Below are 25,619 nucleotides of genomic sequence, written 5' to 3'. Positions count from 1 at the left end.
CTGGTCCCGAGCGCCCGCCGCACCCCGATTAGGATCGGTCCCCTCATGACTGCAACCCTTGTCGCCAAAGACCTCGCCGCGGGCCACGGTGACCGCTCGCTCTTCTCCGGCCTCGACCTCGTCGTCGCTCCGGGTGAGGTGATCGGTCTCGTCGGTGTGAACGGCGCGGGCAAATCGACCCTGCTGCGCCTCCTCGCCGGGCTCGACACCCCCGAGGAGGGCGAGCTGAGGCTCTCCCCGCCCACCGCCACCGTCGGGCACCTGCCGCAGGAGCCGGAGCGCCGCGAGCACGAGACCGTACGCGCGTTCCTCGCCCGCCGTACGGGGGTGGCCGCCGCGCAGAGCGCCATGGACGAGGCCACCCAGGGCCTGGTCGACGGGGTCGCTGGCGCCGACGACGCGTACTCCACGACGCTGGAGCGCTGGCTCGACCTCGGCGGGGCGGACCTCGACGAGCGTGCCGAGGAGGTGGCGGCTTCACTGGGTCTCACCGTCGGCCTCGACCAGCCGATGACCTCCCTCTCCGGTGGCCAGGCGGCCCGCGCGGGGCTCGCCTCGCTGCTGCTCTCCCGGTACGACGTCTTCCTGCTCGACGAGCCGACCAACGACCTCGACCTGGACGGACTGGACCGGCTGGAGCGCTTCGTCGGCGGGCTGCGCGCGGGCACCGTCGTCATCAGCCACGACCGCGAGTTCCTGACCCGTACGGTCACCAAGGTCCTCGAACTGGACCTCGCCCAGCAGCAGATCACCCTCTACGGCGGCGGGTACGCGGGATATCTGGAGGAGCGGGAGACCGCCCGCAGGCACGCCAGGGAGGAGTACGACGAGTTCGCCGACAAGAGGGCGGCGCTCGAAGGCCGGGCCCAGATGCAGCGCGGCTGGATGGACAAGGGCGTCAAGAACGCCCGCCGCAAGGCGTCCGACAACGACAAGATCGGCCGTAAGTTCCGCAGCGAGGCCAGCGAGAAGCAGGCGGCCAAGGCCCGGCAGACACAGCGCATGATCGAGCGCCTCGACGTCGTGGACGAGCCCCGCAAGGAGTGGGAGCTGCGCATGGAGATCGCGGCCGCTCCGCGCTCCGGCTCCGTGGTGGCCACGCTCCGGGACGCGACCGTCGTCCGCGGGGACTTCACCTTCGGGCCCGCGCACCTCCAGATCGACTGGGCGGACCGGGTCGCCATCACCGGAGCCAACGGCGCGGGCAAGTCCACCCTGCTCGGTGCGGTGCTGGGCCGCGTCCCGCTCGACACCGGGCACGCGGCGCTCGGCCCCGGCGTCGTGGTCGGCGAGGTCGACCAGGCCCGCGGCCTCTTCTACGGTACGGAGACGCTGCTGGCCGCCTTCTGCGCGGCGGTCCCCGACACCGAGCCCGCCGAAGTCCGTACGCTCCTCGCCAAGTTCGGCCTGAAAGCGGCGCATGTCCTGCGCCCGGCGACGACCCTTTCGCCGGGGGAGAGGACCAGGGCCGCTCTCGCGCTCCTCCAGGGCAGAGGTGTCAACCTCCTGGTGCTGGACGAGCCCACGAACCATCTGGACCTGGAGGCCATCGAGCAGCTGGAGTCGGCGCTCGACTCGTACGAGGGGACCCTGCTGCTCGTCACCCACGACCGCCGGATGCTGGACGCGGTCCGTACGACGCGCCGTATCGAGGTGGCCGACGGCAAGGTCACCGAGGTCTGAACCGGCCACGCATCTCGACCTCGTACGCCCTCAAGCACATCCGCTCATGCGCATCCGCTGACGCGCATTTGCCCACGCACAGCGCCGGGCGGGCCAGGACAGGCCCGTCCGGCGCTGTACGTCACGTCATCCGGCGGCGCGGACCACCGGTTCAGCCGCGGCCCTTGCCCTGCCCCGGGTCCGTGAGCCCGGCCCGGCGCAGCGCGTCCGCCATCGCGCTGTTGACCGGCGCCGGAGCGGAGGACGCCCGGCCGCCACCGCCGCCGCCGTTGCCACCGCGTCGGCCCCCGCCGCCCTGCCGCTGCTGCGGAGGCCGGCCGCCCTGGCCTCCCGGCCCGCCCTGGCCGTTCTGCGGCCGCTTGCCGCGGTCCTGCCGGTCCTTGCCGCCGCCCGGCTTGGCCCCGGCCTCGTCGTCGAGCCGCAGGGACAGCGAGATCCGCTTGCGCGGGATGTCGACGTCCATCACCTTCACCTTGACGATGTCGCCCGGCTTCACCACATCACGCGGGTCCTTGACGAACGTCCTGGAGAGCGCGGACACATGCACCAGGCCGTCCTGGTGCACCCCGATGTCCACGAACGCGCCGAACGCCGCGACATTGGTGACCACACCCTCCAGGACCATCCCGGCCGTCAGATCGCCCAGCTTCTCGACGCCCTCCTTGAAGGTGGCCGTCTTGAACGCGGGCCGCGGGTCGCGCCCCGGCTTCTCCAGCTCCCGCAGGATGTCCGTCACCGTGGGCAGCCCGAACGTGTCGTTCACGAACTCCGCCGGGTCCAGCGAGCGCAGCAGCGCCGCGTTCCCCACGAGGGACCCGCCGCCCGCCTTCTTGGCCATCGTCCGCACCACCGGGTACGCCTCCGGGTGCACGCTCGACGCGTCCAGCGGGTCGTCGCCGTCCCGGATGCGCAGGAAGCCCGCACACTGCTCGTACGCCTTGGGGCCCAGCCGCGCGACGTCCTTGAGCGCCTTGCGCGAGGTGAAGGGCCCGTTGGCGTCACGGTGGGCCACGATGTTCTCGGCGAGCCCGGAACCGATCCCGGAGACCCGGGAGAGCAGCGGGGCCGACGCGGTGTTGACGTCCACGCCGACACCGTTCACACAGTCCTCGACGACCGCGTCCAGCGACCGGGAGAGCTTCACCTCGGAGAGGTCGTGCTGATACTGGCCGACCCCGATCGACTTGGGGTCGATCTTGACCAGTTCGGCGAGGGGATCCTGGAGCCTGCGGGCGATCGACACGGCGCCCCGGAGCGTCACATCCATGTCGGGCAGCTCCTGCGAGGCGAAGGCGGACGCCGAGTAGACGGACGCGCCGGCCTCCGAGACCATCACCTTGGTGAGCTTCAACTCGGGGTGCTTCGCGCACAGTTCACCGGCGAGCTTGTCGGTCTCGCGCGACGCGGTGCCGTTGCCGATCGCGATCAGGTCGACCGCGTGCTCCTTCGCCAGCCGGGCCAGCTTGGCCAGCGCCTCGTCCCACCGGTTCGCGGGGACGTGCGGGTGGATCACGTCCGTGGCCACGACCTTGCCGGTCGCGTCGACGACGGCGACCTTCACACCCGTACGGAACCCGGGGTCGAGGCCGAGCGTGGCGCGGGTCCCGGCCGGCGCGGCCAGCAGCAGGTCGCGCAGATTCGACGCGAAGACCTTGACCGCTTCGTCCTCGGCGGCCGTCCGCAGCCGCAGCCGCAGGTCGATCCCCAGATGGACCAGAATGCGGGTGCGCCAGGACCAGCGCACCGTCTCGGCAAGCCACTTGTCGCCCGGCCTGCCGCGGTCGGCCACCCCGAAGCGCCGGGCGATCATCGACTCGTACGCGGTGGGACCCGCGGCGTCCGACGGCTCCTCCGGCTCCAGGACCAGGTCGAGCACGTCCTCCTTCTCGCCCCGGAGCATCGCCAGCACCCGGTGCGAGGGCAGCGCGGTGAACGGCTCGGCGAACTCGAAGTAGTCGGCGAACTTGGCGCCCTGCTCCTCCTTGCCCTCCCTGACCTTCGCCGTCAGCCGGCCGCGGGTCCACATCCGCTCGCGCAGCTCACCGATGAGGTCGGCGTCCTCCCCGAACCGCTCGGTGAGGATGGCACGGGCGCCTTCCAGGGCGGCGGCCGCATCGGCGACGCCCTTGTCCGCGTCGGCGAACGCCGCAGCGGCCGTCAGCGGCTCCACCGACGGGTCGGCCAGCAGCCCGTCGGCGAGCGGCCCGAGACCGGCCTCCCGGGCGATCTGCGCCTTGGTCCTGCGCTTCGGCTTGAAGGGCAGATAGATGTCCTCCAGCCGCGCCTTCGTCTCGGCGGCCCTGATCCGCGCCTCCAGCGCGTCATCGAGCTTGCCCTGCTCCCGTACGGACTCCAGGACGGCCGTCCGCCGCTCCTCCAGCTCCCGCAGATAACGCAGCCGCTCCTCCAGCGCGCGCAGCTGCGCGTCGTCGAGCATCTCGGTCGCTTCCTTGCGGTAGCGCGCGATGAACGGCACGGTCGAGCCGCCGTCGAGCAGCTCGACAGCGGCCTTCACCTGCCCTTCCCTGACGCCGAGCTCCTCCGCGATCCTGCTTTCGATGGAAACTGGGGTGGTCGTGGTCACGATCCCGTACCGCCTTCTCGCTGAGCTTGCCGCATTCTTCCGGAGCAGCCTCCGGACCCCGCCGGGTGAACGGACCGCCGGTGGGGGCCGGACCGCCGTGCGGGGAAACAGTGCATCAGCATTGTGGCAGGCGGCGCCGACAGAGTGGGGAGCACGCCCGCACGCGCCGATCGGCCCGGTGCCCCGGGCCGGGCCGGTTGTGGGCAGGTCAGCTGAGGCCGGACGGGAACGCTCCGGCGGCCGCGGCGGTGGTGAGGAAGCCGCGCGCCAGCTCGGTGAGGCGCTCCACGCCGTCGGCGCCCAGGTGTTCGTACGGTGCGAGGTCGAGGCGGTCGGTGTCCGACTCGACGTCCTCGCGCAGCCGGGTGCCCGCTTCGGTGAGGCCGCCTTCCGCGTCCAGCAGCCCGCGCCCGCGCAGCCGCTCGACAGCCGCGTCCCAGTCGCTCCGGTGCCAGCCGCGCGTGGCGAGGATCCAGCGGGGCGCCATGCCCTTGCCGGTCGCCGTGTGGCTCACCAGCGCCTCCAGCGGGTCGAGCCCGGCGGCGAGCAGCACGGCGAGATGGCCGTCGCCCCGGTGCTCGCGCAGCAGCGTCGCCGCGTGCCAGAAGGCGAGGTGGGGCTCGGCGGGGACCGGCAGATCGGCGTGGGCGGAGTACAGCGGCCGGGCGTGCCGGGTGCAGGCTTCGGCCGCGCGCAGCGCGAGTTCGGCCGCTTCGGCCATGGCGTCCGACGCGACCGCCTCTTCGCCGAGGAGCCGCCTGAGCGTGGCGTCGGCGGCGCGCAGCCGGGCGTCGAGCACCTTCTGCGGTGCGGCCGTCTCCCATACGGCCGGGACGTGCCGGGCGATCAGCTCGGGGTTGAAGTTGTAGAAGGTGGCGGCGACGGTGCCGGGGCCGACGGCCCCCATCGCCGCACCGCGCCCGGCGAAGTAGGCCGCGGCCGCGTCGTCGATCCCGATACCGGCGAGCTGCTCGGTGAAGTCGGGGGAGAAGTAGAGCGTCGAGTGGAGCGGGTTGACGGAGTGGTGGCAGCGACGGCCGGCGCGCGGCTGGAGGGAGGTCATGCCCCGAAGGTTACCGACTGGTCGGTACGTGAGGAAGGGCGGGCGGAACGGGGGAGTGGGGGAGGGCCCGGGCGGAGCCGCTTCACCCTCCGGTGGTGCCCCCCGGGGCGGTCCCGGGGCGCGGCGCCCAGGTGAAGCAGGGCTCCCGCCGCTCCAGGAAGGCCGCCACCCCCTCCGCCGGGTCGCCGGAGTCCCGCGCCGCCGCCCGCCAGTACGCGCCCCGGTCGTCGCGGCCCGCGGCGAACTCCTTGGCCGCGGCCTGCGTCAGCTGTGAGCGCGAGACCAGCACCCGGCTGAACTCCGCCACCCGCGGTCCGAGCGTGTCCCCGGGCACCACCTCGTCCAGCAGCCCGGCCCGCAGGGCGTGGTCCGTACCGATCAACTCGGCCGAGAACAGCAGGTACTTGGCGGTCGCCGGGCCCACCAGGGACACCAGCCGCGCGGTGGAAGCCGCCGGGTAGACGATCCCGAGCTTCGCCGGGGTCACCCCGAACAGCGCCCCTTCTTCGGCGAACCGCAGATCGCAGGCGGCCGCCAGCTGGCAGCCGCCGCCCACGCAGTATCCGCGCACGGCGGCGAGTGTCGGTTTGGGGAAAGCGGCGAGTGCCTCCTCGGCCCGGACCGCGAGCCGCTGGGGGTCCTCACGGGGATCCGGGTCCCGCAGTGTCGATATGTCGGCGCCGGCGCAGAAGGTGTTCCCGGCGCCGGTCAGGACCAGGACCCGGACCGCCGTGTCCTCCGCCAGCCCGTCGAGCAGCTCAGGCAGGGCCCGCCACATGGCCGCTGTCATGGCGTTGCGCTTGGCGGGGTTGCTGATCACGACGGTGGCGACCCCGTCGGCGACGCTGTGCTGCAGCTGCGGCTCCATGGGCCGGATGCTATCCGCAGCACCTGGCCCCACGATCAACAAGGCGCCATCACCGGCGCCAACACGGACAGAAGTGGTCGCATCTCTGGCAGGAGCAGACGTGTTCCATCGAATAGCGACGATTGGTGCTGACTTCTGTTCAGCTGCCCGGCGCGGACCAGCTCATTCCCAACACTCGATGCGTGGTCATCAGCGAGCGCGAGGGCGGGAGCCGGGATATGGAGAGCCGCGGGAGCAGTAGCCCGCCCGACCCGGCGGTCGCCGACTCCCTGCCCTACGAAGGTGTCTGGCGGTTCACCGCCCCGGCGGTCGACATGTCCGTGCCGCAGGCCCGGCACGCCGTACGGGACCTCCTGACGCGGCAGCAGGTCCCGGTCGGCGGTGACACCGTCCAGGGCCTGCTGCTGATCGTCTCCGAGCTCGTCACCAACGCGGTACGCCATGCCGCGCTGCTCTCCCCCGAGGTGGCCGTCGAGGTCGCCGTCGGGGCCTCCTGGATCCGGGTGTCGGTGGAGGACAACCACCCCTACCGGCCGAAGGCGCTGGACGCGGACCAGGGGCAGACCGGCGGACGCGGGCTGATGCTCGTACGGGAGATCACCGCCGAGGCCGGCGGGACCTGCGGTGTCGAGCAGACGGCGAGCGGCGGCAAGGTCGTCTGGTCCGCGCTGCCGCTCGCCCCCGTCGTCACCAGCCCCCGCTCGGCCCCGTCAGCTCTCTGACCGCGGGGCGCGCGGCGTCGAGCACCGTCATGAACCACGCGGAGAACGGCGCCGACGCGTGCCGCTCGGCGAGTTCACCGGCGGTGACGAACGCCGTGTCGTCCACCTCGTCGGGGTCGGGCCGCAGTTCCGCCTGGGCGAGTCCGACGAACAGATGGTTGAACTCCTGCTCCACCAGGCCCGAATCGGGGTCCGGGTGGTTGTAACGCACCGTGCCCGCCTCGGCGAGCAGCGCCGGCGAGATCCCCAACTCCTCGTAGGTGCGCCTGGCCGCCGCAGCGAAGGGGGACTCACCCGGATAGGGGTGCCCACAGCAGGTGTTGGACCACACGCCGGGGGAGTGGTACTTGCCGAGTGCCCGACGTTGGATCAGCAGCCGCCCCGCTCCGTCGAAGAGGAAGACCGAGAAAGCCCGGTGCAGCTGACCGGGGGCCTGGTGTGCGGCGAGCTTCTCCGCCGTTCCGATGGTCCTGCCGCTCTCATCGACCAGTTCGAGCATGATCGCTTCTGCTGCGCCGTTCGACATAACCATCCTTCGCATCGGGCGTCACCGGCTCCTCAGTCTGCCGTACAAAAGCGGCTTGTCCGCACTTCGGAGCGCGGGACGTGTCGGTGCCCCCGCCACACTGCGTGGCGGGGGCACCGACCGGAATATCAGAATTCGCCGTCCGCCGGGAAACCGGCCCCGTGCATCGGGCGCAGCACATAGGCTGCGTAGCCGTATTCGGCGCCGTGCTCGCGGTACATGGCGAGTTCCTCGCGGCTGCCCGCCAGCGCCTGCTCCATGGCGGGCCCTTCGGGCACCTGGGCGGCCACCCGCTCGGCGAACGGGCCGTAGTACTCGTCCCAGTCGCTCGCGGGCTGCTCGTACATCCCGAGGACGCGGTAACCCGCGGCCTCGGCGGCCAGCGCGGCCTCACCCGCGGTGCGCAGCGGTGAGCCCGCCGTCTCCCAGAAGGCCCGGCACTCGGCGGAGGGCTCGTCGGTGGTCCACACGCACTCGGTGACCACCAGGGCGCCGCCGGGCGCGAGGAGCCGCCGCCAGCTGCGCAGGGCGTGGTCGGCGCCGATGATGTACGCGGACCCCTCGGCCCAGACAAGATCGAACATTCCGTCGGAGAGGGGGAGTTCGGCCATGTCCGCCACGAGCGTGCGGATCGATCCGGTCAGCCCGCGGTCCGCGGCGCTCCGGCGCAGCTCCGCCAGGAACGGCTCGTGCAGATCGACGGCGGTGACGTCGGCGCCCGCCTCGGCGGCGAGCAGAAGTGAGGCACGGCCGGGGCCGCAGCCCAGATCGAGTACGCGCGGCCGCTCGGGCAGCGGTCCCGTGAACGAGAGCAGGGTGCGGGTGGTCGCGTCGGAACCGGGGCTCTGGCGCGGCAGACCGTGGTGCAGGGCGAAGAAAGCTTCAGTGACAGAGGTCTCTGACAACGTGGTGATCCTTGGACGAGGAGCTGTTGGGGCGGGGTCGGGCGCTGCGCGGGGCAGCGTTCACGGCGACGGTCATCAACCTCAGCTCCTTCCAAGGACGGCCCCCGAGGCTAACATCCGGCGCCCCCGGCCTCCGTGGCCCGGCCGGACCGGACCCTCGCCGCGCTCTCCCCGCCCGCTCCTCTCCCCGCCCGTTCAGTGGCAGAGCTTCGCCTCGTGCTCCGCGTGGCCACCCGGCTCCAGCTGGAAGGTGCAGTGCGCGACATCGAAGTGGGTGCCCAGACAGCCCTGCAGGTCGTGCAGCATCTTCTCGTGCCCGATCGCGTCCAGTACGTCCGGGCTGACCACCACATGCGCGGAGAGGACCGGCATCCCGGAAGTGATCGTCCAGGCGTGCAGATCGTGGACGTCGGCCACTCCGGGAAGGCCCAGGATGTGCGCCCGGACCTCGCCCATGTCGACGTTCTTCGGGGCCGCCTCCAGCAGTACGTCGAGCGTCTCGCGCAGCAGCTTGACGGTACGCGGGACGATCATGAGGCCGATGACGATCGAGGCCACCGGGTCGGCCCCCCGCCAGCCCGTCGTCAGGATCAGCGCGGCCGAGATCAGCACGGCGACCGAGCCGAGCGCGTCGGCCATCACCTCCAGATAGGCGCCGCGGACATTGATGCTGTCCTGCTGCCCCCGGACGAGGATGGAGAGCGAGATCATGTTCGCGACCAGCCCGATGAGGCCGAAGACGATCGTCAGGCCGCCTGCTGTATCGGCGGGCGTGATGAACCGCTGGATCGCCTCGTACAGGACGTATCCGCCGACGCCGAGCAGCAGAAGGCAGTTGGCGAGCGCGGCCAGGATCTCCGCCCGCGCATAGCCGAAGGTGCGGTTCCCGGTGGCCGGGCGGTTGGCGAAGTGGATCGCGAGCAGCGCCATCGCCAGCCCGAGGGCGTCCGTCGCCATGTGCGTGGCGTCCGCGAGCAGGGCCAGCGAGTCGGCCAGCAGGCCGCCGGCGATCTCCACCACCATCACGGTCAGCGTGATGCCGAGCGCGATCCGCAGCCGGATCCGGTGAGCGGCGCCCGCGGTCCCGGCCGGCGGCGGCCCGCCGTGTGCGTGCCCGTGGTCGTGCCCAGCCCCCATGAGAGCGCCTCCCGATCGTGAGCGTGCCGGTCCGAGAGGTCAGCCAACTACGGGGCAGGGGTATCGGGCAACACGAGACCGAACACCATTGTCAGCTACTCTGACCTGCGGAAATCATGGCAGGTCAGGGCAGGGCGCGAGATCATTTACCGCGAGCCCCGGGGTGTCGCAGACACCAGCCGTCCCAGGCCGACTCGACCATTTCGCGCACCCCGCGTGTGGCCTTCCAGCCCAGCTCCCTGGCGATCAGCTCGCCCGACGCGACGGCCTTCGCCGCGTCCCCCGGGCGGCGCTCCTCGATCACCGGTGACATCGGCAGCCCGGTGACCGAAGCGACGAGGTCCGCCAGCTCACGTACCGATACGCCCGCACCGCGCCCGACATTGAGCGTCAGATCCCCCGGTACGTCGTCGGCGGCCAGCTTGGCGGCCACGGCGAGATGGGCGTCGGCGAGATCGGCGACATGGATGTAGTCGCGGATGCAGGTGCCGTCCGGTGTGGGGTAGTCGGCGCCGAAGATCCGCGGTTCGTCGCCGTGGGTCAGCCGGTCGAAGAACATCGGGATGACGTTGTACACACCGATGTCGGCCAGCTCGGGCGCGGCCGCACCGGCCACGTTGAAGTAGCGCAGACAGGCCGTCGACAGGCCGTGCGCCCGGCCCGCCGCCCGTACCAGCCACTCACCGGCCAGCTTCGTCTCGCCGTACGGATTGATCGGCGCGCAGGGCGTCGCCTCGGTGATCAGCTCCGCATCGGGGACGCCGTAGACCGCGGCAGACGAGGAGAACAGGAAGCGCCGTACCCCGGCCGCGACCGCGGCCTCCAGCACCACCGTCAGGCCGTGCACATTGTCCCGGTAGTAGCTCAGCGGCTGCTCGACGGACTCGCCGACCTGTTTCCTTCCCGCGAGATGCACCACACCGGAGATCCCGTGGCCGGCCAGGGTCGCGTCCATGAGTCCGCGGTCCAGGACCGAGCCGCGCACCAGCTCCACCCCGTCGGGAAGACGCTCGGCCAGCCCGCTCGACAGGTCGTCGATGACGACCACACGCTCGCCGGCCGCCTCCATCGCCCGCGCCACATGCGCTCCGATGTACCCCGCACCACCTGTGATCAGCCACGTCATACCGGCCAGCCTAAGGGGGACCCCACCGGCCCCCTGCTCCCCGGGCGGACCCGAGCGCGGTTTGTGGGGTGAGGCATGGATCGATCATGATGACCGCGGCAGGTGGCGCGGGGTCATGCCCACCCGGATCGGGACGTAAACGGGCCGTGAACTCCTGCTTCCGTCCATCGGATAGCCTCTGCCGACATGCCGCCCGCCCCTGCCGGGAGCGGGCCGTCTCCGCGTGTGTCACGCCAGCTCCAAGGAGTGAGTTCGTCTGTCGACCGCCATCCTCGCCGGTGTGCCGGTACCCGGATCGTCGCTGGAGGGCGATCTGCGGTCGCTGGGCTTCGACGTACGCACCGCAGCCGACGCGGCCGAGACCGCGAAGCTGCTCACCGCCGCACCCGCCGACGAACGCGTGGCGGTCGTCGACACCCGGTTCGTCGGCCACCTCCACTCGCTCCGCCTGGCGCTGACCGACCCGCGCTTCGCCGCGGCCGCGGTCCCCGGGGCGCTCGCCGTCCAGCCCGAGGCGCGCCCCGCCCTCAACCGCGTACTGGCGAGTGCGGGGCCGGGCCCCGACGCCCTGGCCACGGCGCTGGACGGCGCCGGGACCCCGGTCCAGCGCCCCGAGCTGGGCAGCCTGGTCGCCTCGGTCCCGCAGGACCCGCAGAGCCGCCACGAGGCCAGGGCCGCCGTCGCCGCCGTCGACGACGAGGCCGTACGGCTGCGTACGGCCGTGAAGTCCCGTGACGGCTTCTTCACGACGTACTGCATCAGCCCCTACTCGCGGTACATCGCCCGCTGGTGCGCCCGCCGCGGGCTGACCCCGAACCAGGTCACCACCGCCTCACTGGTCACCGCGCTCATAGCGGCGGCCTGCGCCGCGACCGGCACCCGCGGCGGTTACATCGCCGCCGGTGTCCTGCTGATCTGCTCCTTCGTGCTGGACTGCACGGACGGCCAGCTCGCCCGGTACTCGCTCCAGTACTCGACGCTCGGCGCCTGGCTCGACGCGACCTTCGACCGGGCCAAGGAGTACGCCTACTACGCGGGGCTCGCACTGGGCGCGGCCCGTAACGGCGACGACATCTGGGTGCTGGCGCTCGGCGCGATGGTCCTGCAGACCTGCCGCCATGTCGTGGACTTCTCCTTCAACGAGGCCAACCACGACGCCACCGCCAACACGAGCCCCACCGCCGCGCTCTCCGACAAGCTCGACAGCGTCGGCTGGACGGTCTGGGTGCGGCGCATGATCGTGCTCCCGATCGGGGAACGCTGGGCGATGATCGCGGTGCTCACCGCGGTGACCACCCCCCGGATCGTCTTCTACGCGCTCCTCATCGGCTGCGCGCTCGCCGCCTGCTACACCACGGCCGGCCGGATCCTGCGCTCGCTGACCCGCCGGGCCACCCGTACCGACCGGGCCGCCCAGGCCCTGGCCGACCTCGCCGACTCGGGCCCGCTCGCCGAGCTCTTCGCCCGGTTCGTCAAGGGGCCGCGCAGCGCCCTGCCGGTGATCGCGTTCGCGGGCGGCGCCCTGGTGGTGGCCGTATCGCTCTTCGCCCCCGTCGGCAGCTGGTGGCCCGCCGTGGCCGCCGCCGTGTACTGCGTACTCTCCGGCGCGGCCGTCTCGCGCCCCCTCAAGGGCGCGCTCGACTGGCTGGTGCCGCCGGTCTTCCGGGCGGCCGAGTACGTCACCGTGCTGGTGCTCGCGGCCCGCTCCGATGTCCACGCGGCCCTGCCCGCGGCCTTCGGACTCGTCGCGGCCGTCGCCTACCATCACTACGACACGGTGTACCGCATCAAGGGCGGCACCGGCGCGCCCCCCCGCTGGCTGGTGCGTACGATCGGCGGCCACGACGGCCGGACCCTGGTGGTGGCCGTACTCGCCGCCGTACTGACGACACGGCACACCACGGGGAACGGCTTCGCTGTCGCCCTCACGGTGTGCGCCGCGGCCGTGGCGGTCGTGGTGCTCGCGGAGAGCATCCGCTTCTGGGTGTCATCCGGCGCACCCGCTGTACACGACGAAGGAGAACCCGCATGATCGGCCTCGTACTGGCGGCCGGCGCAGGCAGGCGTCTGCGTCCCTACACCGACACGCTGCCCAAGGCCCTCGTGCCCGTCGGCCCCGAGGGGGAGGGCGAGCCGACCACCGTTCTCGACATCGCGCTGCGCAACTTCGCCGAGGTCGGGCTGACCGAGGTCGCCGTCGTGGTCGGCTACCGCAAGGAGGCGGTGTACGCGCGCCGTGCGGAGTTCGAGGCCAAGTACGGGGTCACGATCACGCTGATCGACAACGACAAGGCCGAGGAGTGGAACAACGCCTACTCCCTCTGGTGTGCCCGTGAGGTGCTCAAGCAGGGCGTGATCCTCGCCAACGGCGACACCGTGCACCCGGTCTCCGTGGAGAAGACGCTGCTCGCCGCCCGCGGCGAAGGCCGGCGGATCGTCCTCGCCCTCGACACGGTGAAGCACCTCGCCGACGAGGAGATGAAGGTCATCACGGACGGCACCGACGCCGTGACCAGGATCACCAAGCTGATGGACCCGGCGACCGCCACCGGTGAGTACATCGGCGTCACCCTCATCGAGCCCGAGGCCGCCGAAGAGCTCGCGGACGCGCTCGAGGTCACCTTCGAGCGCGACCCGGACCTCTACTACGAGGACGGTTACCAGGAGCTGGTGAACCGCGGCTTCCGGATCGATGTGGCCCCCATAGGGGACGTGGCCTGGGTGGAGATCGACAACCACGACGACCTCGCGAAGGGCCGTGGCATCGCGTGCCTGTACTGACGAGGCTCATCCCGTCCCCGGTCGTCGTGGACATCAGCAGCGGCGCCCTCGACGACTTGGCGGGGCTCCTCGCCGACCAGCGGATCTCGGCCTCGGGCAAGCTCGCCCTCGCCGTCAGCGACGGCTCGGGCCGGGCGCTGCGCGAGAAGCTCGCCCCGGTGCTGCCGGGCGCCGACTGGTACTCGGTCGCCGACGGCACCATCGACGCCGCGGTGCGGCTCGCCGACGGCATCAAGGGCAAGCGGTACGACGCCGTGGTCGGCCTGGGCGGCGGCAAGATCATCGACGTGGCGAAGTACGCGGCGGCCCGGGTGGGCCTCCCGATGGTCGCCGTCGCGACGAACCTCTCGCACGACGGCATCTGCTCGCCGGTCTCGACCCTGGACAACGACAACGGACGCGGCTCGTACGGGGTCCCGACCCCGATCGCGATCGTCGTCGACCTCGATGTGATCCGCGAGGCACCGCCCCGCTTCATCCGCTCCGGCGTCGGCGACGCGATCTCCAACATCTCGGCCATCGCCGACTGGGAGCTGTCGCACAAGGTCAACGGCGAAGCGGTCGACGGACTCGCCGCGGCCATGGCCCGCACCGCGGGCGAGGCGGTCCTGCGCCACCCCGGCGGGGTCGGCGACGACGAGTTCCTGATGGTGCTCGCCGAAGGGCTCGTCCTCTCCGGTATCGCGATCTCGATCAGCGGCGACACCAGGCCCTCGTCCGGCGCCTGCCACGAGATCTGCCACGCCTTCGACCTGCTCTTCCCGCAGCGGGCCGGCAGCCACGGCGAGCAGGTCGGGCTCGGCGCCGCCTTCGCGATGCATCTGCGCGGCGCGGCCGACGAGGCCGGCCTCTTCGCTGACGTCCTGCGCAGGCACGGCCTGCCCGTACTGCCGGGGGAGCTGGGCTTCAGCGTGGACGAGTTCGTCCGGGCCGTGCAGTACGCCCCGCAGACCCGCCCCGGACGCTTCACCATCCTCGAACACCTCAACCTGTCCGCAGACCAGATCAAGGACGCTTACGCCGACTATGCAAAAGCCATCGGTAGCTGAACTCCGCCCGGTCGTGCACCCTCCGGGCGTCAAGGACCGGCGGAGCGGTGAGCACTGGGGAGGCCGGCTCTACATGCGGGAGATCTCCCTGCGTGTCGACCGGCACCTGGTGAACACGCGGATCACGCCCAACCAGCTGACCTACGTGATGACCGTCGCCGCCGCCTTCGCCGCCCCCGCCCTCCTCGTGCCGGGGATCTGGGGCGCGGTGCTCGGTGTGCTGATGGCTCAGCTCTATCTGCTTCTGGACTGCGTCGACGGTGAGGTCGCCCGCTGGAAGAAGCAGTACTCGATGGTCGGCGTCTACGTCGACCGGGTGGCCGCCTATGTGCTCGACGCCGCGGTCCTCGTCGGTTTCGGTCTGCGCGCGGCCGACATCTGGGGCTCGGGGCGTATCGACTGGCTGTGGGCCTTCCTCGGCACCCTCGCCGCCCTCGGCGCCGTCATGATCAAGTCCGAGACCGACCTCGTCGGCGTGGCCCGCCACCAGCAGGGGCTGCCGCCGGTCAAGGAGACGGCGTCCGAGCCGCGCTCGTCCGGCATGGCGCTCGCCCGCAGGGCGGCCGGGGCGCTGAAGTTCCACCGGCTCGTCCTGGGCATCGAGGCGTCGCTGCTGATCCTGGTCCTGGCGATCGTGGACCAGATCAGGGGCGACCTGTTCTTCACGCGGCTCGGCGTCGCCGTGCTGGCGGGCATCGCGCTGCTGCAGTCCCTGCTCCACCTGGTGTCCGTCCTCGCCTCCAGCAGGCTCAAGTGACGGCCCCCGGCGCGGACGGCTCCGCGAAGGTCGGCGCGGTCATCATCACGATGGGCAACCGCCCCGACGAGCTGCGCGCCCTGCTGGACTCGGTCGCCAAACAGGACGGCGACCCGGTCGAGACCGTCGTGGTCGGCAACGGCGCACCCGTACCTGACGTCCCCGACGGCGTACGGACCGTGGAGCTGCCCGAGAACCTGGGCATCCCCGGCGGCCGCAACGTCGGCATCGAGGCGTTCGGCCCGGCCGGCACCGACGTGGACATCCTGCTGTTCCTCGACGACGACGGGCTGCTGCCGCGCACCGACACGGCGGAGCTGTGCCGCGCGGCCTTCGCCGCCGACCCGGAGCTGGGCATCATCAGCTTCCGGATCGCCGACCCCGACACCGGAGTGACCCAGCGCCGCCACGTCCCGCGGCTGCGCGCGTCCGACCCGATGCACTCCTCGCGGGTCACGACCTTCCTCGGCGGGGCCAACGCCGTACGGTCCCGGGTCATCGCCGAGGCCGGACCGCTCCCCGGTGAGTTCTTCTACGCCCACGAGGAGACCGATCTGGCCTGGCGGGCCCTCGACGCCGGCTGGATGATCGACTACCGGTCCGACATGGTGCTGCACCACCCCACCACGGCCCCGTCCCGGCACGCGGTCTACCACCGCATGGTGGCCCGCAACCGCGTCTGGCTGGCCCGCCGGAATCTGCCCGCGCTCCTGGTGCCGGTCTACCTGGGGGTGTGGATGCTGCTCACGCTGGTCCGCCGCCCCTCCGGTGCCGCGCTCAAGGCGTGGTTCGGCGGCTTCAAGGAGGGCTGGACGACTCCCTGCGGACCACGCCGTCCGATGAAATGGCGTACGGTCTGGCGGCTGACCCGACTGGGCCGGCCTCCGGTGATCTGAGAAGCTGACTGAGAGCATCGGACGTACTTCGGGACCCGGCATCCGAGCCCGGCCCCGATCCGGCAGCGCATCTTGAACACGAAAGTTTCAACTTGTGAGTGACACAACCCATGGCGGTGCGGTCGCGCTGAGCGACCGCCCGTCTCCCGACGACGGTCTGTCATCGGCCGAGCTGGCCGGGAAGTACGGCCTGTCGGTGAGCGGTGCCCGGCCTGGACTCATGGAGTACGTCCGGCAGATCTGGGGGCGGCGCCACTTCATCCTGGCCTTCTCGTCCGCGAAGCTGTCGGCCCAGTACAGCCAGGCCAAGCTGGGCCAGGTCTGGCAGGTGGCGACCCCGCTGCTGAACGCGGCGGTCTACTACTTCATCTTCGGCCTGCTCCTCAACACCAAGCGGGGACTGGCGCCCGACGTCTTCATCCCCTTCCTGGTGACCGGGGTCTTCGTCTTCACCTTCACGCAGAGCTCGGTGATGGCCGGTGTGCGGGCCATCTCGGGGAACCTGGGGCTGGTGCGGGCGCTGCACTTCCCACGGGCCTCACTGCCCATCTCGTTCGCGCTGCAGCAGCTCCAGCAGCTGCTGTACTCGATGATCGTGCTGATCGTGGTAGCGGTCTGCTTCCACAGCTATCCCTCGCTGTCCTGGCTCCTGATCATCCCCATCCTGGCGATGCAGTTCGTGTTCAACACGGGCCTGGCGCTGATCATGGCCAGGCTGGGCAGCAAGACGCCCGACTTCGCGCAGCTGATGCCGTTCATCATGCGGACCTGGATGTACACGTCGGGCGTGATGTTCTCCATCACGGTCATGCTCAAGGGCAAGCCGCCGTGGATCGCGCACGTGCTCCAGTGGAACCCGGCCACCGTCTACATGGACCTGGTCAGGTTCGCCCTGATCGACGGGTACGGCGCGGAGAACCTGCCTCCGCACGTCTGGGCGGTCGCCGGTGCCTGGGCGGTTCTGCTCGGTGCCGTGGGCTTCGTGTACTTCTGGAAGGCTGAGGAGCGGTACGGCCGTGGCTGAGGAAACCATTCAAGCGCGCATCCCCACGGTGATCGCGGACGATGTGCACATCGTGTACCGCGTCAACGCCGGTGGCGGCGGCAAGGGCGCGGCCACCGCGGCGCTCAGCCGCATCGTGGGCAAGGACAAGAGCGCCGCACGCGGAGTCCGCAAGGTGCACGCCGTACGCGGGGTGACCTTCACGGCCTACCGAGGCGAGGCCATCGGCCTCATCGGCTCCAACGGCTCGGGGAAGTCGACCCTGCTGCGGGCCATCGCCGGACTGCTGCCGACGGAGAGCGGCAAGGTCTACACCGACGGCCAGCCGTCCCTGCTCGGTGTCAACGCCGCGCTGATGAACGACCTCACCGGCGAGCGCAACGTCATCCTCGGTGGTCTGGCCATGGGCATGTCGCGCGAGGAGATCCGCGAGCGGTACCAGGGGATCGTCGACTTCTCCGGCATCAACGAGAAGGGCGACTTCATCACGCTGCCGATGCGGACGTACTCGTCCGGCATGGCGGCCAGGCTCCGCTTCTCGATCGCGGCGGCCAAGAACCACGACGTCCTCATGATCGACGAGGCGCTGGCCACCGGCGACCGCAAGTTTCAGATCCGTTCGGAACAGCGCATCCGCGAACTCCGCAAGGAGGCCGGCACGGTCTTCCTCGTCAGCCACAGCAACAAGTCGATCAGGGACACCTGCGACCGCGTCCTGTGGCTGGAGAAGGGCGAACTGCTGATGGACGGCCCGACCGAAGAGGTCGTCAAGGCGTACGAGAAGGAGACCGGCAAGTAACGGCCGGCCCCGACCTTCCCGCCCTCGCGCACCGCGGCAGCGGCCCCCGCCGGAATCTCCGGCGGGGGCCGCTGCCGTTCGCGCGCCGCCGTTCCCGGACATCCCGACACGCCGGTATGAGCAGGGTGTTCAGGCCACTGCCTGACCGTCGTAAAAAGCTCCCGGCGAGTCAAGTGATCGTCAAGTAGTGTGCCTGCGGGGAAGGTTGCGATGGATTGAAGTGTTCTTGTAATGCACGCTGCACCCCGCTGACGTGCCAGTCGTTGTACAACGTAAGCTGTACCGGTGCTGATTCACGGCAAGTGGGGCCATAACCCTGCGTCGCCAACCCGGCGTCGCCTTGCCTGACGGTCTGCGCGGCGTGTCCGAAATGGGTTGTATTGAGTCGGCAGTGTAGAACGGGAGATGTGACGGCAATGGCAACGGACGTGTCCCAGCTCCGCGATGGCTCCGCCGTTCCCGCGCCTGGCAGCATGCGGTGACGGGCGTCCGGGAAGCGGGCGCCGACGGTCATGCGCGCACCACGCTGGACAAGGCTTCCGGGGAGAACTTCCCGGTAGCGCCGTTCTTCCTGCCGCGCGCCTGGCGCGACGACCTGATGGCGGTCTACGGCTACGCCCGGCTCGTCGACGACATCGGCGACGGAGACCTCGCCTCGCCCGCCACCGAGGCCCGGCTGCTGGGTCTCGACCCCGCCCGCGCGGACGACCGCCTCGCGATGCTCGACGCGTTCGAGGCCGATCTGCGGCGTGTCTTCGCCGGACCGGGCGAGCAGCCGCGCCACCCCATCCTCCGCACGCTCCGGCCGACCGTCCGCCGCTGCGCCCTCACCCCTGAGCCGTTCCTCGGGCTGATCGCCGCCAACCGCCAGGACCAGACCGTCCGGCGCTACGAGACCTTCGACGACCTCCTCGCCTACTGCGAGCTCTCGGCCAACCCCGTCGGCCGTCTCGTCCTGCAGATCACCGGCACGGCGAGCCCCGAGCGCATCCGGCGCTCCGACGCGGTGTGCACGGCGCTGCAGATCGCCGAGCACCTCCAGGACGTCGCCGAGGACCTCGGCCGTGACCGTATCTACCTGCCCGCCCGGGACATGAAGGAGTTTCACGTCCAGGAGGCGGATCTTGCCGTCCCGAGCGCGGGCGCTTCGGTGCGCGCGCTGGTCGCCCACGAAGCCGAACGCGCCCGGGAACTGCTGAATGAAGGCGGCCCGCTGGTGGGTAGCGTCCATGGCAGGCTCAAGCTGCTGCTCGCCGGGTTCGTAGCCGGTGGAAGCGCCGCTCTCCAGGCGGTCTCCGCCGCCGGATTCGAGGTACTTGCCGGACCGCCCAAGCCCACCAAGCTCGGCCTGTTGCGCGAAATGGGAGCCGTCTTGCGAGGAACGCGTAGAGAGGGGTGAGCCGGACCGTGGAGGGACAAACACCGGTTTCGGGGCCCGTGATGGCCGCGTACACGTACTGCGAGGCCGTCACGGGACAGCAGGCGCGGAATTTCGCGTACGGGATCAGGCTGCTGCCCGCCGACAAGCGGCAGGCCATGTCCGCGCTGTACGCCTTCTCGCGGCGCGTGGACGACATCGGCGACGGAGAGCTGGCACCCGACGTCAAGCGGGAGCGGCTTGAGTCGACACGTGAACTCCTCGGCCGGATCCGCGAAGGGGCCGTGGCCGAGGACGACACCGACCCGGTCGCGGTGGCCCTGACCGACGCGGCACGCCGGTTCCCCATCCCGCTCGGCGGGCTCGACGAACTCATCGACGGCGTACTGATGGACGTACGCGGCGAGACCTACGAGACCTGGGACGACCTGGAGGTCTACTGCCGCTGCGTCGCCGGCGCCATCGGCCGGCTCTCGCTCGGTATCTTCGGCAACGCCGCGAGCACGGCCGCGGCCGAGCGGGCGTCGCAGTACGCCGACACGCTCGGCCTCGCGCTCCAGCTCACCAACATCCTGCGCGACGTCCGCGAGGACGCGGGCAACGGCCGCACCTATCTGCCCGCCGACGACCTCGCCAAGTTCGGCTGCTCGGACGGCTTCCACAGCGCGACACCGCCCGCGGGCTCCGACTTCGCCGGCCTTGTGCACTTCGAGGTGCGCCGCGCCCGCGCGCTGTTCGCCGACGGCTACCGGCTGCTGCCCTTCCTCGACCGCCGCAGCGGGGCCTGTGTCGCCGCCATGGCCGGTATCTACCGGCGCCTCCTGGACCGTATCGAGCGCGACCCCGAGGCGGTCCTGCGCGGCCGTGTCTCGCTTCCCGGCCGGGAGAAGGCGTACGTCGCGGTCCGTGGCCTCTCCGGTCTCGACACCCGGACCATCACCCGGCAGAGCGCCCGGAGGCGCGCCTGATGCCCCTCGACAGACCCGCTCCGCCACGCTCGGCCGAGCGGTACTCAACCTCCCGGGAAGATCACGCGTCCCTGACTTCGACGACCTGCCGTCCGTGCCCGGACGGCCGGGTCCGGAAGGGGGGCGTATGACAGCCGACGTGGCGCGGCCCGCGCACGCGGTCGTGGTCGGCGGAGGGCTGGCCGGCGTCACCGCCGCACTCGAACTCGCCGACGCGGGCGTCCGCGTGACCCTGCTCGAAGGCCGGCCCCGGCTGGGCGGGCTCGCCTTCTCCTTCCGGCGCGGCTCCCTGACCGTGGACAACGGCCAGCATGTGTACCTCCGCTGCTGCACCGCCTACCGCTGGTTCCTCGACCGCGTGGGCGGAGCCGGCCTCGCGCCCCTGCAGGACCGGCTCGACGTGCCGGTGCTCGACATCGCGCCCGCGGGCGGCCCCCGCCTGGGCAGGCTGCGCCGCAGCGCGCTGCCCGTGCCGCTGCACCTCGCCAGGAGCCTCGCGACGTACCCGCACCTCTCGCTCGCCGAGCGCGCGAGCGTCGGCCGGGCCGCGCTCGCGCTCAAGGGGCTCGACCTCGCCGATCCCGCCCTGGACGACACCGACTTCGCGAGCTGGCTGCGCGGCCACGGGCAGTCCGACCGCACCATCGAGGCACTCTGGGACCTGGTGGGCGTCGCGACGCTCAACGCCACAGCGCCGCACGCCTCGTTGGGGCTCGCCGCGATGGTCTTCAAGACCGGGCTGCTCTCCGAAGCGGGCGCGGCCGACATCGGCTGGGCCCGGGTGCCGCTCGGCGACCTGCACGACACGCTCGCCCGCGAGGCCCTCGACGCGGCGGGTGTGCGCACCGAACTGCGCGCCAGGGTCGCCGGTCTCGACCGGGCCGCGGACGGCAGCTGGCGGGTGGCGACGGACGACGAGACGCTGGACGCCGACGCCGTGGTGCTCGCCGTACCGCACCGCGAGGCCCACGCGCTGCTCCCCGAAGGGGCGCTCGACGCACCGGACAAGCTCCTTGAGATCGGCACCTCACCGATCCTCAACGTCCATGTCGTGTACGACCGCAAAGTGCTCCGCCGGCCCTTCTTCGCCGCGCTCGGCACCCCGGTCCAGTGGGTCTTCGACCGTACGGACTCCTCGGGCCTGCAGGGCGGCGGCCAGTATCTGGCGCTGTCCCAGTCCGTCGCGGACGACGACATCGACCAGCCCGTCTCCGTACTGAGGGAGCGCTATCTCCCGGAGCTGGAACGGCTGCTGCCCGCGGCCAGGGGCGCCGGCGTGAGCGACTTCTTCGTCACCCGTGAGCGGACGGCGACGTTCGCGCCCGCCCCCGGTGTCGGACGGCTGCGTCCCGGCACCCGCACCCGGATCCCCGGCCTCTGCCTCGCCGGGGCGTGGACCGCCACTGGCTGGCCCGCGACCATGGAGGGCGCGGTGCGCAGCGGTCTCAGCGCCGCCGGGACCGTGCTCACCACGCTCGGCCGTACCCACGACCATCCGCTTCAGGAGGCGGCATGAGCACTGTTACTGGAACAAGAGGAGAGCCTGTGACCCCGGCCGCAGACACCGTCGATATTGTCGCGCTCCTGGAGCGCGGACGGACCCTGTCCTCACCGGTGCTGCGCGCTGCCGTTGACCGGCTCGCACCGCCCATGGACACGGTCGCCGCCTACCACTTCGGCTGGATCGACGCCGAGGGACGCCCCGCGGACGGGGACGGCGGCAAGGCCGTACGCCCCGCGCTCGCACTGCTGTCGGCCGAGGCCGCCGGCGCGGCGGCGGAGGCCGGTATCCCCGGCGCCGTCGCGGTGGAACTCGTGCACAACTTCTCGCTGCTGCACGACGACCTGATGGACGGTGACGAACAGCGCCGCCACCGGGACACCGTCTGGAAGGTGCACGGCCCCGCCCAGGCGATCCTCGTCGGCGACGCGCTCTTCGCGCTGGCGAACGAGATCCTGCTGGAGCTCGGCACCGTCGAGGCGGGCCGCGCCACCCGCCGGCTGACCACCGCCACCAGGAAACTGATCGACGGTCAGGCCCAGGACATCTCCTACGAGCACCGCGAACGGGTCACCGTCGAGGAGTGCCTGGAGATGGAGGGCAACAAGACGGGCGCCCTGCTCGCCTGCGCCGTGTCCATCGGCGCGGTCCTCGGCGGCGCCGACGACCGCACGGCCGACACGCTGGAGGCGTACGGCTACCACCTCGGCCTGGCGTTCCAGGCCGTCGATGACCTGCTCGGCATCTGGGGAGACCCGGAGGCCACCGGAAAACAGACCTGGAGCGATCTGCGCCAGCGCAAGAAGTCCCTGCCCGTCGTCGCGGCACTCGCGGCCGGCGGACCGGCGTCGGAACGGCTGGGCGAACTGCTCGCCGCCGACGCCAAGAGCAGCGACTTCGAGACCTTCTCCGAGGAGGAGTTCGCCGCACGGGCGGCTCTGATCGAGGAGGCGGGCGGCCGTGAGTGGACCTCGCAGGAGGCCCGCAGGCAGCACGCGATCGCCATCGACACACTCTCCGGGGTCGAGATGCCGGAAAGGGTGCGGGCGCAGCTCATCGCGCTCGCCGACTTCGTCGTAGTACGGAAGAGATGATCACCATCGCCACATAATTCGCGGTCGCCGGCCGGTGTCCACGGGACACCGGCCGACGGAGACCCCAGCACAGCAGAGGAAGCACTGCACGAAGGGGAAGCCATGACAGCGACGACCGACGGAAGCCCCGGAGCCATGGAGCCCCGCGCAGCCGCGGCAACGGGACCAGCTGAGACAATTGAACCCAGTGGAAATACTGAAAATACTGACACGATTCTTGCCGGCCGCCACCCGGTACGCGACGCCGCCGAGCAGGCCGCGGAGCGCTCGGTCGAATATCTGCTGAAGGCCCAGGACGCCCAGGGCTGGTGGAAGGGCGACCTGGAAACAAACGTGACCATGGACGCCGAGGACCTGCTGCTGCGGCAGTTCCTGGGAATCCAGGACGAACGCACCACGCGCGCCGCCGGACAGTTCATCCGGGGCGAACAGCGCGCGGACGGCACCTGGGCCACGTTCTTCGAGGGCCCGGGCGAACTCTCCACGACCATCGAGGCGTACGTGGCGCTGCGGCTGGCCGGGGACGAACCCGACGCCCCGCACATGGCGTTGGCGTCCGAGTGGATCCGCGCCCATGGAGGCGTGGCCGCGAGCAGGGTGTTCACCAGGATCTGGCTCGCTCTCTTCGGCTGGTGGAAATGGGACGACCTCCCCGAGCTACCACCTGAGATGATTTTCCTGCCCAAGTGGTTCCCGCTGAACATCTACGATTTCGGCTGCTGGGCCCGGCAGACCATCGTGCCGCTGACCGTGGTCTCCGCGAAGCGCCCGGTCCGCCCGGCTCCCTTCGCGCTGGACGAGCTGCACACCGATCCGGCCGACCCGAATCCGGCCAAGCGGCCTGCCCCGCTGGTCAGTTGGGACGGGGCGTTCCAGCACCTGGACAAGGCGCTGCACCTCTACCACAAGGTCGCCCCGCGAAGACTCCGCAAGACGGCCATGAACGCGGCGGCCCGGTGGATCATCGAGCGGCAGGAGAACGACGGCTGCTGGGGCGGCATCCAGCCGCCCGCCGTGTACTCGGTCATCGCGCTCCATCTGCTCGGATACGACATCGACCACCCGGTGATGCGGGCGGGCCTGGAGTCCCTGGACAGGTTCGCCATCTGGCGCGAGGACGGCGCCCGCATGATCGAGGCGTGCCAGTCCCCGGTGTGGGACACCTGCCTGGCCACGATCGCGCTGGCCGACGCGGGGCTGAGCCCCGACCACCCGGCGCTCGTCAGGGCCGCCGAGTGGATGCTCGCCGAGGAGATCGACCGGCCCGGTGACTGGTCGGTGCGCCGCCCGGGGCTCGCACCCGGCGGCTGGGCCTTCGAGTTCCACAACGACAACTACCCCGACATCGACGACACCGCCGAGGTCGCGCTCGCCCTGCGCCGGGTCCAGGTGCCCGACCGGGCGAGGCTGGAAGGCGCCATCGCACGCGGGGTGCGCTGGAATCTCGGCATGCAGTCCAAGGACGGCGGCTGGGGCGCCTTCGACGCGGACAACACCAGTCCGTTCCCCAACCGGCTGCCGTTCTGCGACTTCGGTGAGGTCATCGACCCGCCGTCGGCCGATGTCACCGGCCATGTCGTGGAGATGCTCGCCATCGAGGGCAAGGCGCACGACCCGCGCACCCGGCGCGGGATCGAGTGGCTGCTCGCCGAACAGGAGGCGACCGGCGCCTGGTTCGGGCGCTGGGGTGTCAACTACATCTACGGCACAGGGTCGGTGGTACCGGCCCTCGTCGCGGCCGGGATGCCCGGCTCCCATCCGGTGATCCGCCGTGCGGTCTCCTGGCTGGAGTCCGTACAGAACGAGGACGGCGGCTGGGGCGAGGACCTGCGCTCGTACAAGGAGGAGGCGTGGATCGGACACGGCGCTTCCACCCCCTCCCAGACCGCGTGGGCGCTGCTGGCGCTCCTCGCGGCGGGGGAGCGGGAGAACAAGGCCGTGGAGCGGGGCGTCAGCTGGCTCGCCGGGACACAGCGCCAGGACGGCGCCTGGGACGAGCCGTACTTCACCGGTACCGGCTTCCCCTGGGACTTCTCGATCAACTACAACCTCTACCGGCAGGTCTTCCCGCTGACCGCGCTCGGCCGGTACGTCCACGGTGAACCCTTCGCCGGAACCCGGCAGGGGAGCTGATGGCAGAGGCCCCGGGCAGCGCCCCGCTGCTGATCGCCTGCGCGCTGGGCATCGAGCGGTTCGCCCTGCGCACGGGCGGCGGCCGCGGCGGCGCGCCGGGTCCGGTGACCGTACTCCGTACGGGCATGGGGCCCGAGGCGGCCGCGTACGCCGTCACCCGCACACTCGGCGCGCCTCCCTCGCGGGATTCCGCCGTGATCGCCTCCGGCTTCTGCGCCGGTCTCGCGCCCGGAATGCATCCGGGCGATGTGATCGTCGCCGATGAGACCAGGGACAGCAGGGGCGCGACCGCCTGCGTCGGCACCGAGGTGCTGGCAAAGGCCCTCGCCGCCGCCCTGCCGGGGCGTACTGTGCACACCGGTCCGCTGACCGGATCAGACCATGTTGTACGCGGCCACGAAAGGGCCGAGCTGCGTGCCACAGGGGCGATCGCCGTGGACATGGAATCCGCGGCGACGCTCTGGAGCGCCGTACGGACCGGGCCCCGCCCGGTTGCGGCCGTCCGAGTGGTCGTGGACGCTCCAGAACATGAACTCGTCCGAATCGGGACGGTGCTCGGTGGAATATCGGCCTTCCGCGTACTCCGTGCCGTCCTTCCAGCTTTCTATGAATGGCACCGTTCTTTGCTGCTCCCCAGGAGGTGAGC

21 protein-coding genes and 1 pseudogene are annotated in these 25,619 nt (G+C 71.2%); 15 read left to right on the top strand and 7 right to left on the bottom strand.

Translation table 11 applies throughout. The features are described 5' to 3' along the window. The first annotated feature begins 45 nt into the window (after positions 1-45). A complete protein-coding gene (locus tag OG510_RS04630; protein ID WP_406135410.1) occupies positions 46-1,683 on the top strand; it encodes an ABC-F family ATP-binding cassette domain-containing protein in 1,638 nt (545 codons plus the stop codon). A gap of 151 nt (positions 1,684-1,834) precedes the next feature. Here OG510_RS04630 and OG510_RS04625 read toward each other — a convergent pair whose 3' ends face one another. From OG510_RS04625 to OG510_RS04615, 3 genes are all read right to left on the bottom strand, one after another. Continuing rightward, positions 1,835-4,267 carry a Tex family protein gene (locus OG510_RS04625; RefSeq protein ID WP_406135408.1) on the bottom strand — a complete coding sequence of 811 codons (2,433 nt, stop codon included), beginning with the start codon at positions 4,265-4,267 and terminating at the stop codon, positions 1,835-1,837. A 208-nt stretch (positions 4,268-4,475) separates the two neighbouring features. After that, a complete protein-coding gene (locus OG510_RS04620; protein WP_406135406.1) occupies positions 4,476-5,330 on the bottom strand; it encodes an SCO6745 family protein in 855 nt (284 codons plus the stop codon). An 82-nt stretch (positions 5,331-5,412) separates the two neighbouring features. Then, on the bottom strand, positions 5,413-6,198 hold the full coding sequence (locus tag OG510_RS04615; protein ID WP_406135404.1) for an enoyl-CoA hydratase/isomerase family protein: 786 nt from the start codon (positions 6,196-6,198) through the stop codon (positions 5,413-5,415). Between the two features lie 218 nt (positions 6,199-6,416). Here OG510_RS04615 and OG510_RS04610 point away from each other — a divergent pair, with 218 nt between their 5' ends. Further along, the gene (locus tag OG510_RS04610; protein ID WP_406142304.1) at positions 6,417-6,920 is read left to right on the top strand and encodes an ATP-binding protein; all 504 of its coding nucleotides are present in this window, start codon (positions 6,417-6,419) and stop codon (positions 6,918-6,920) included. On the opposite strand, the gene idi is transcribed toward OG510_RS04610, so the two are convergent. From idi to galE, 4 genes and pseudogenes are all read right to left on the bottom strand, one after another. Further along, positions 6,886-7,461 carry an isopentenyl-diphosphate Delta-isomerase gene (gene idi / locus OG510_RS04605; RefSeq protein ID WP_406135403.1) on the bottom strand — a complete coding sequence of 192 codons (576 nt, stop codon included), beginning with the start codon at positions 7,459-7,461 and terminating at the stop codon, positions 6,886-6,888. The genes OG510_RS04610 and idi overlap by 35 nt on opposite strands. Before the next feature lie 152 nt (positions 7,462-7,613). Continuing rightward, positions 7,614-8,351: pseudogene (locus tag OG510_RS04600) on the bottom strand (class I SAM-dependent methyltransferase); the annotation flags it as partial. A gap of 195 nt (positions 8,352-8,546) precedes the next feature. Beyond that, a complete protein-coding gene (locus OG510_RS04595; protein WP_406135401.1) occupies positions 8,547-9,488 on the bottom strand; it encodes a cation diffusion facilitator family transporter in 942 nt (313 codons plus the stop codon). Between the two features lie 142 nt (positions 9,489-9,630). Next, positions 9,631-10,614 carry a UDP-glucose 4-epimerase GalE gene (galE, locus tag OG510_RS04590; RefSeq protein ID WP_406135400.1) on the bottom strand — a complete coding sequence of 328 codons (984 nt, stop codon included), beginning with the start codon at positions 10,612-10,614 and terminating at the stop codon, positions 9,631-9,633. 256 nt (positions 10,615-10,870) lie between these two features. On the opposite strand from galE, the gene OG510_RS04585 reads away from it, so the two are divergent. The 13 genes from OG510_RS04585 to OG510_RS04525 all read left to right on the top strand — a co-directional run bounded on the left by OG510_RS04585 (position 10,871) and on the right by OG510_RS04525 (position 25,617). Next, positions 10,871-12,646, top strand: coding sequence for a DUF5941 domain-containing protein (locus OG510_RS04585; RefSeq protein ID WP_406142303.1), 1,776 nt, complete (start codon positions 10,871-10,873; stop codon positions 12,644-12,646). Further along, positions 12,643-13,395 carry a sugar phosphate nucleotidyltransferase gene (locus OG510_RS04580; protein ID WP_406135399.1) on the top strand — a complete coding sequence of 251 codons (753 nt, stop codon included), beginning with the start codon at positions 12,643-12,645 and terminating at the stop codon, positions 13,393-13,395. The genes OG510_RS04585 and OG510_RS04580 overlap by 4 nt, the downstream gene beginning before the upstream one ends. Next, complete coding sequence (locus tag OG510_RS04575) at positions 13,383-14,444, top strand: iron-containing alcohol dehydrogenase family protein (RefSeq protein ID WP_406135398.1); 1,062 nt, start codon at positions 13,383-13,385, stop codon at positions 14,442-14,444. Before OG510_RS04580 ends, OG510_RS04575 begins: the two co-directional genes overlap by 13 nt. Beyond that, entirely contained in the window at positions 14,422-15,201 is a 780-nt protein-coding gene (locus OG510_RS04570) for a CDP-alcohol phosphatidyltransferase family protein (RefSeq protein ID WP_406135396.1), read from the top strand. The genes OG510_RS04575 and OG510_RS04570 overlap by 23 nt, the downstream gene beginning before the upstream one ends. A 50-nt stretch (positions 15,202-15,251) precedes the next feature. Then, entirely contained in the window at positions 15,252-16,097 is an 846-nt protein-coding gene (locus OG510_RS04565) for a glycosyltransferase family 2 protein (RefSeq protein ID WP_406142302.1), read from the top strand. Between the two features lie 94 nt (positions 16,098-16,191). Then, positions 16,192-17,121 carry an ABC transporter permease gene (locus OG510_RS04560; RefSeq protein ID WP_406135395.1) on the top strand — a complete coding sequence of 310 codons (930 nt, stop codon included), beginning with the start codon at positions 16,192-16,194 and terminating at the stop codon, positions 17,119-17,121. Continuing rightward, positions 17,114-17,899, top strand: coding sequence for an ABC transporter ATP-binding protein (locus OG510_RS04555; protein WP_406135393.1), 786 nt, complete (start codon positions 17,114-17,116; stop codon positions 17,897-17,899). Before OG510_RS04560 ends, OG510_RS04555 begins: the two co-directional genes overlap by 8 nt. Positions 17,900-18,377: 478 nt before the next feature. After that, entirely contained in the window at positions 18,378-19,298 is a 921-nt protein-coding gene (hpnC, locus tag OG510_RS04550; RefSeq protein WP_406135391.1) for a squalene synthase HpnC, read from the top strand. Beyond that, positions 19,295-20,245: a presqualene diphosphate synthase HpnD gene (gene hpnD, locus OG510_RS04545; protein ID WP_406135390.1), complete on the top strand. Its 951-nt coding sequence runs from the start codon at positions 19,295-19,297 to the stop codon at positions 20,243-20,245. Before hpnC ends, hpnD begins: the two co-directional genes overlap by 4 nt. Positions 20,246-20,372: 127 nt before the next feature. Further along, positions 20,373-21,761, top strand: a complete 1,389-nt coding sequence (gene hpnE / locus OG510_RS04540; RefSeq protein ID WP_406135388.1) for a hydroxysqualene dehydroxylase HpnE — start codon at positions 20,373-20,375, stop codon at positions 21,759-21,761. Next, on the top strand, positions 21,758-22,840 hold the full coding sequence (locus OG510_RS04535; protein ID WP_164262857.1) for a polyprenyl synthetase family protein: 1,083 nt from the start codon (positions 21,758-21,760) through the stop codon (positions 22,838-22,840). The genes hpnE and OG510_RS04535 overlap by 4 nt, the downstream gene beginning before the upstream one ends. 102 nt (positions 22,841-22,942) lie before the next feature. After that, positions 22,943-24,973 carry a squalene--hopene cyclase gene (gene shc, locus OG510_RS04530; protein WP_406135387.1) on the top strand — a complete coding sequence of 677 codons (2,031 nt, stop codon included), beginning with the start codon at positions 22,943-22,945 and terminating at the stop codon, positions 24,971-24,973. Further along, complete coding sequence (locus OG510_RS04525) at positions 24,973-25,617, top strand: 1-hydroxy-2-methyl-2-butenyl 4-diphosphate reductase (RefSeq protein ID WP_406135386.1); 645 nt, start codon at positions 24,973-24,975, stop codon at positions 25,615-25,617. The genes shc and OG510_RS04525 overlap by 1 nt, the downstream gene beginning before the upstream one ends. Positions 25,618-25,619: the final 2 nt, after the last annotated feature.

This window comes from Streptomyces sp. NBC_01089 (assembly GCF_045162975.1).
Taxonomy (GTDB): Bacteria; Actinomycetota; Actinomycetes; order Streptomycetales; family Streptomycetaceae; genus Streptomyces.
Note: the sequence above shows the minus strand (reverse complement) of the source record. Positions and strands in the feature narration are given on the sequence as shown.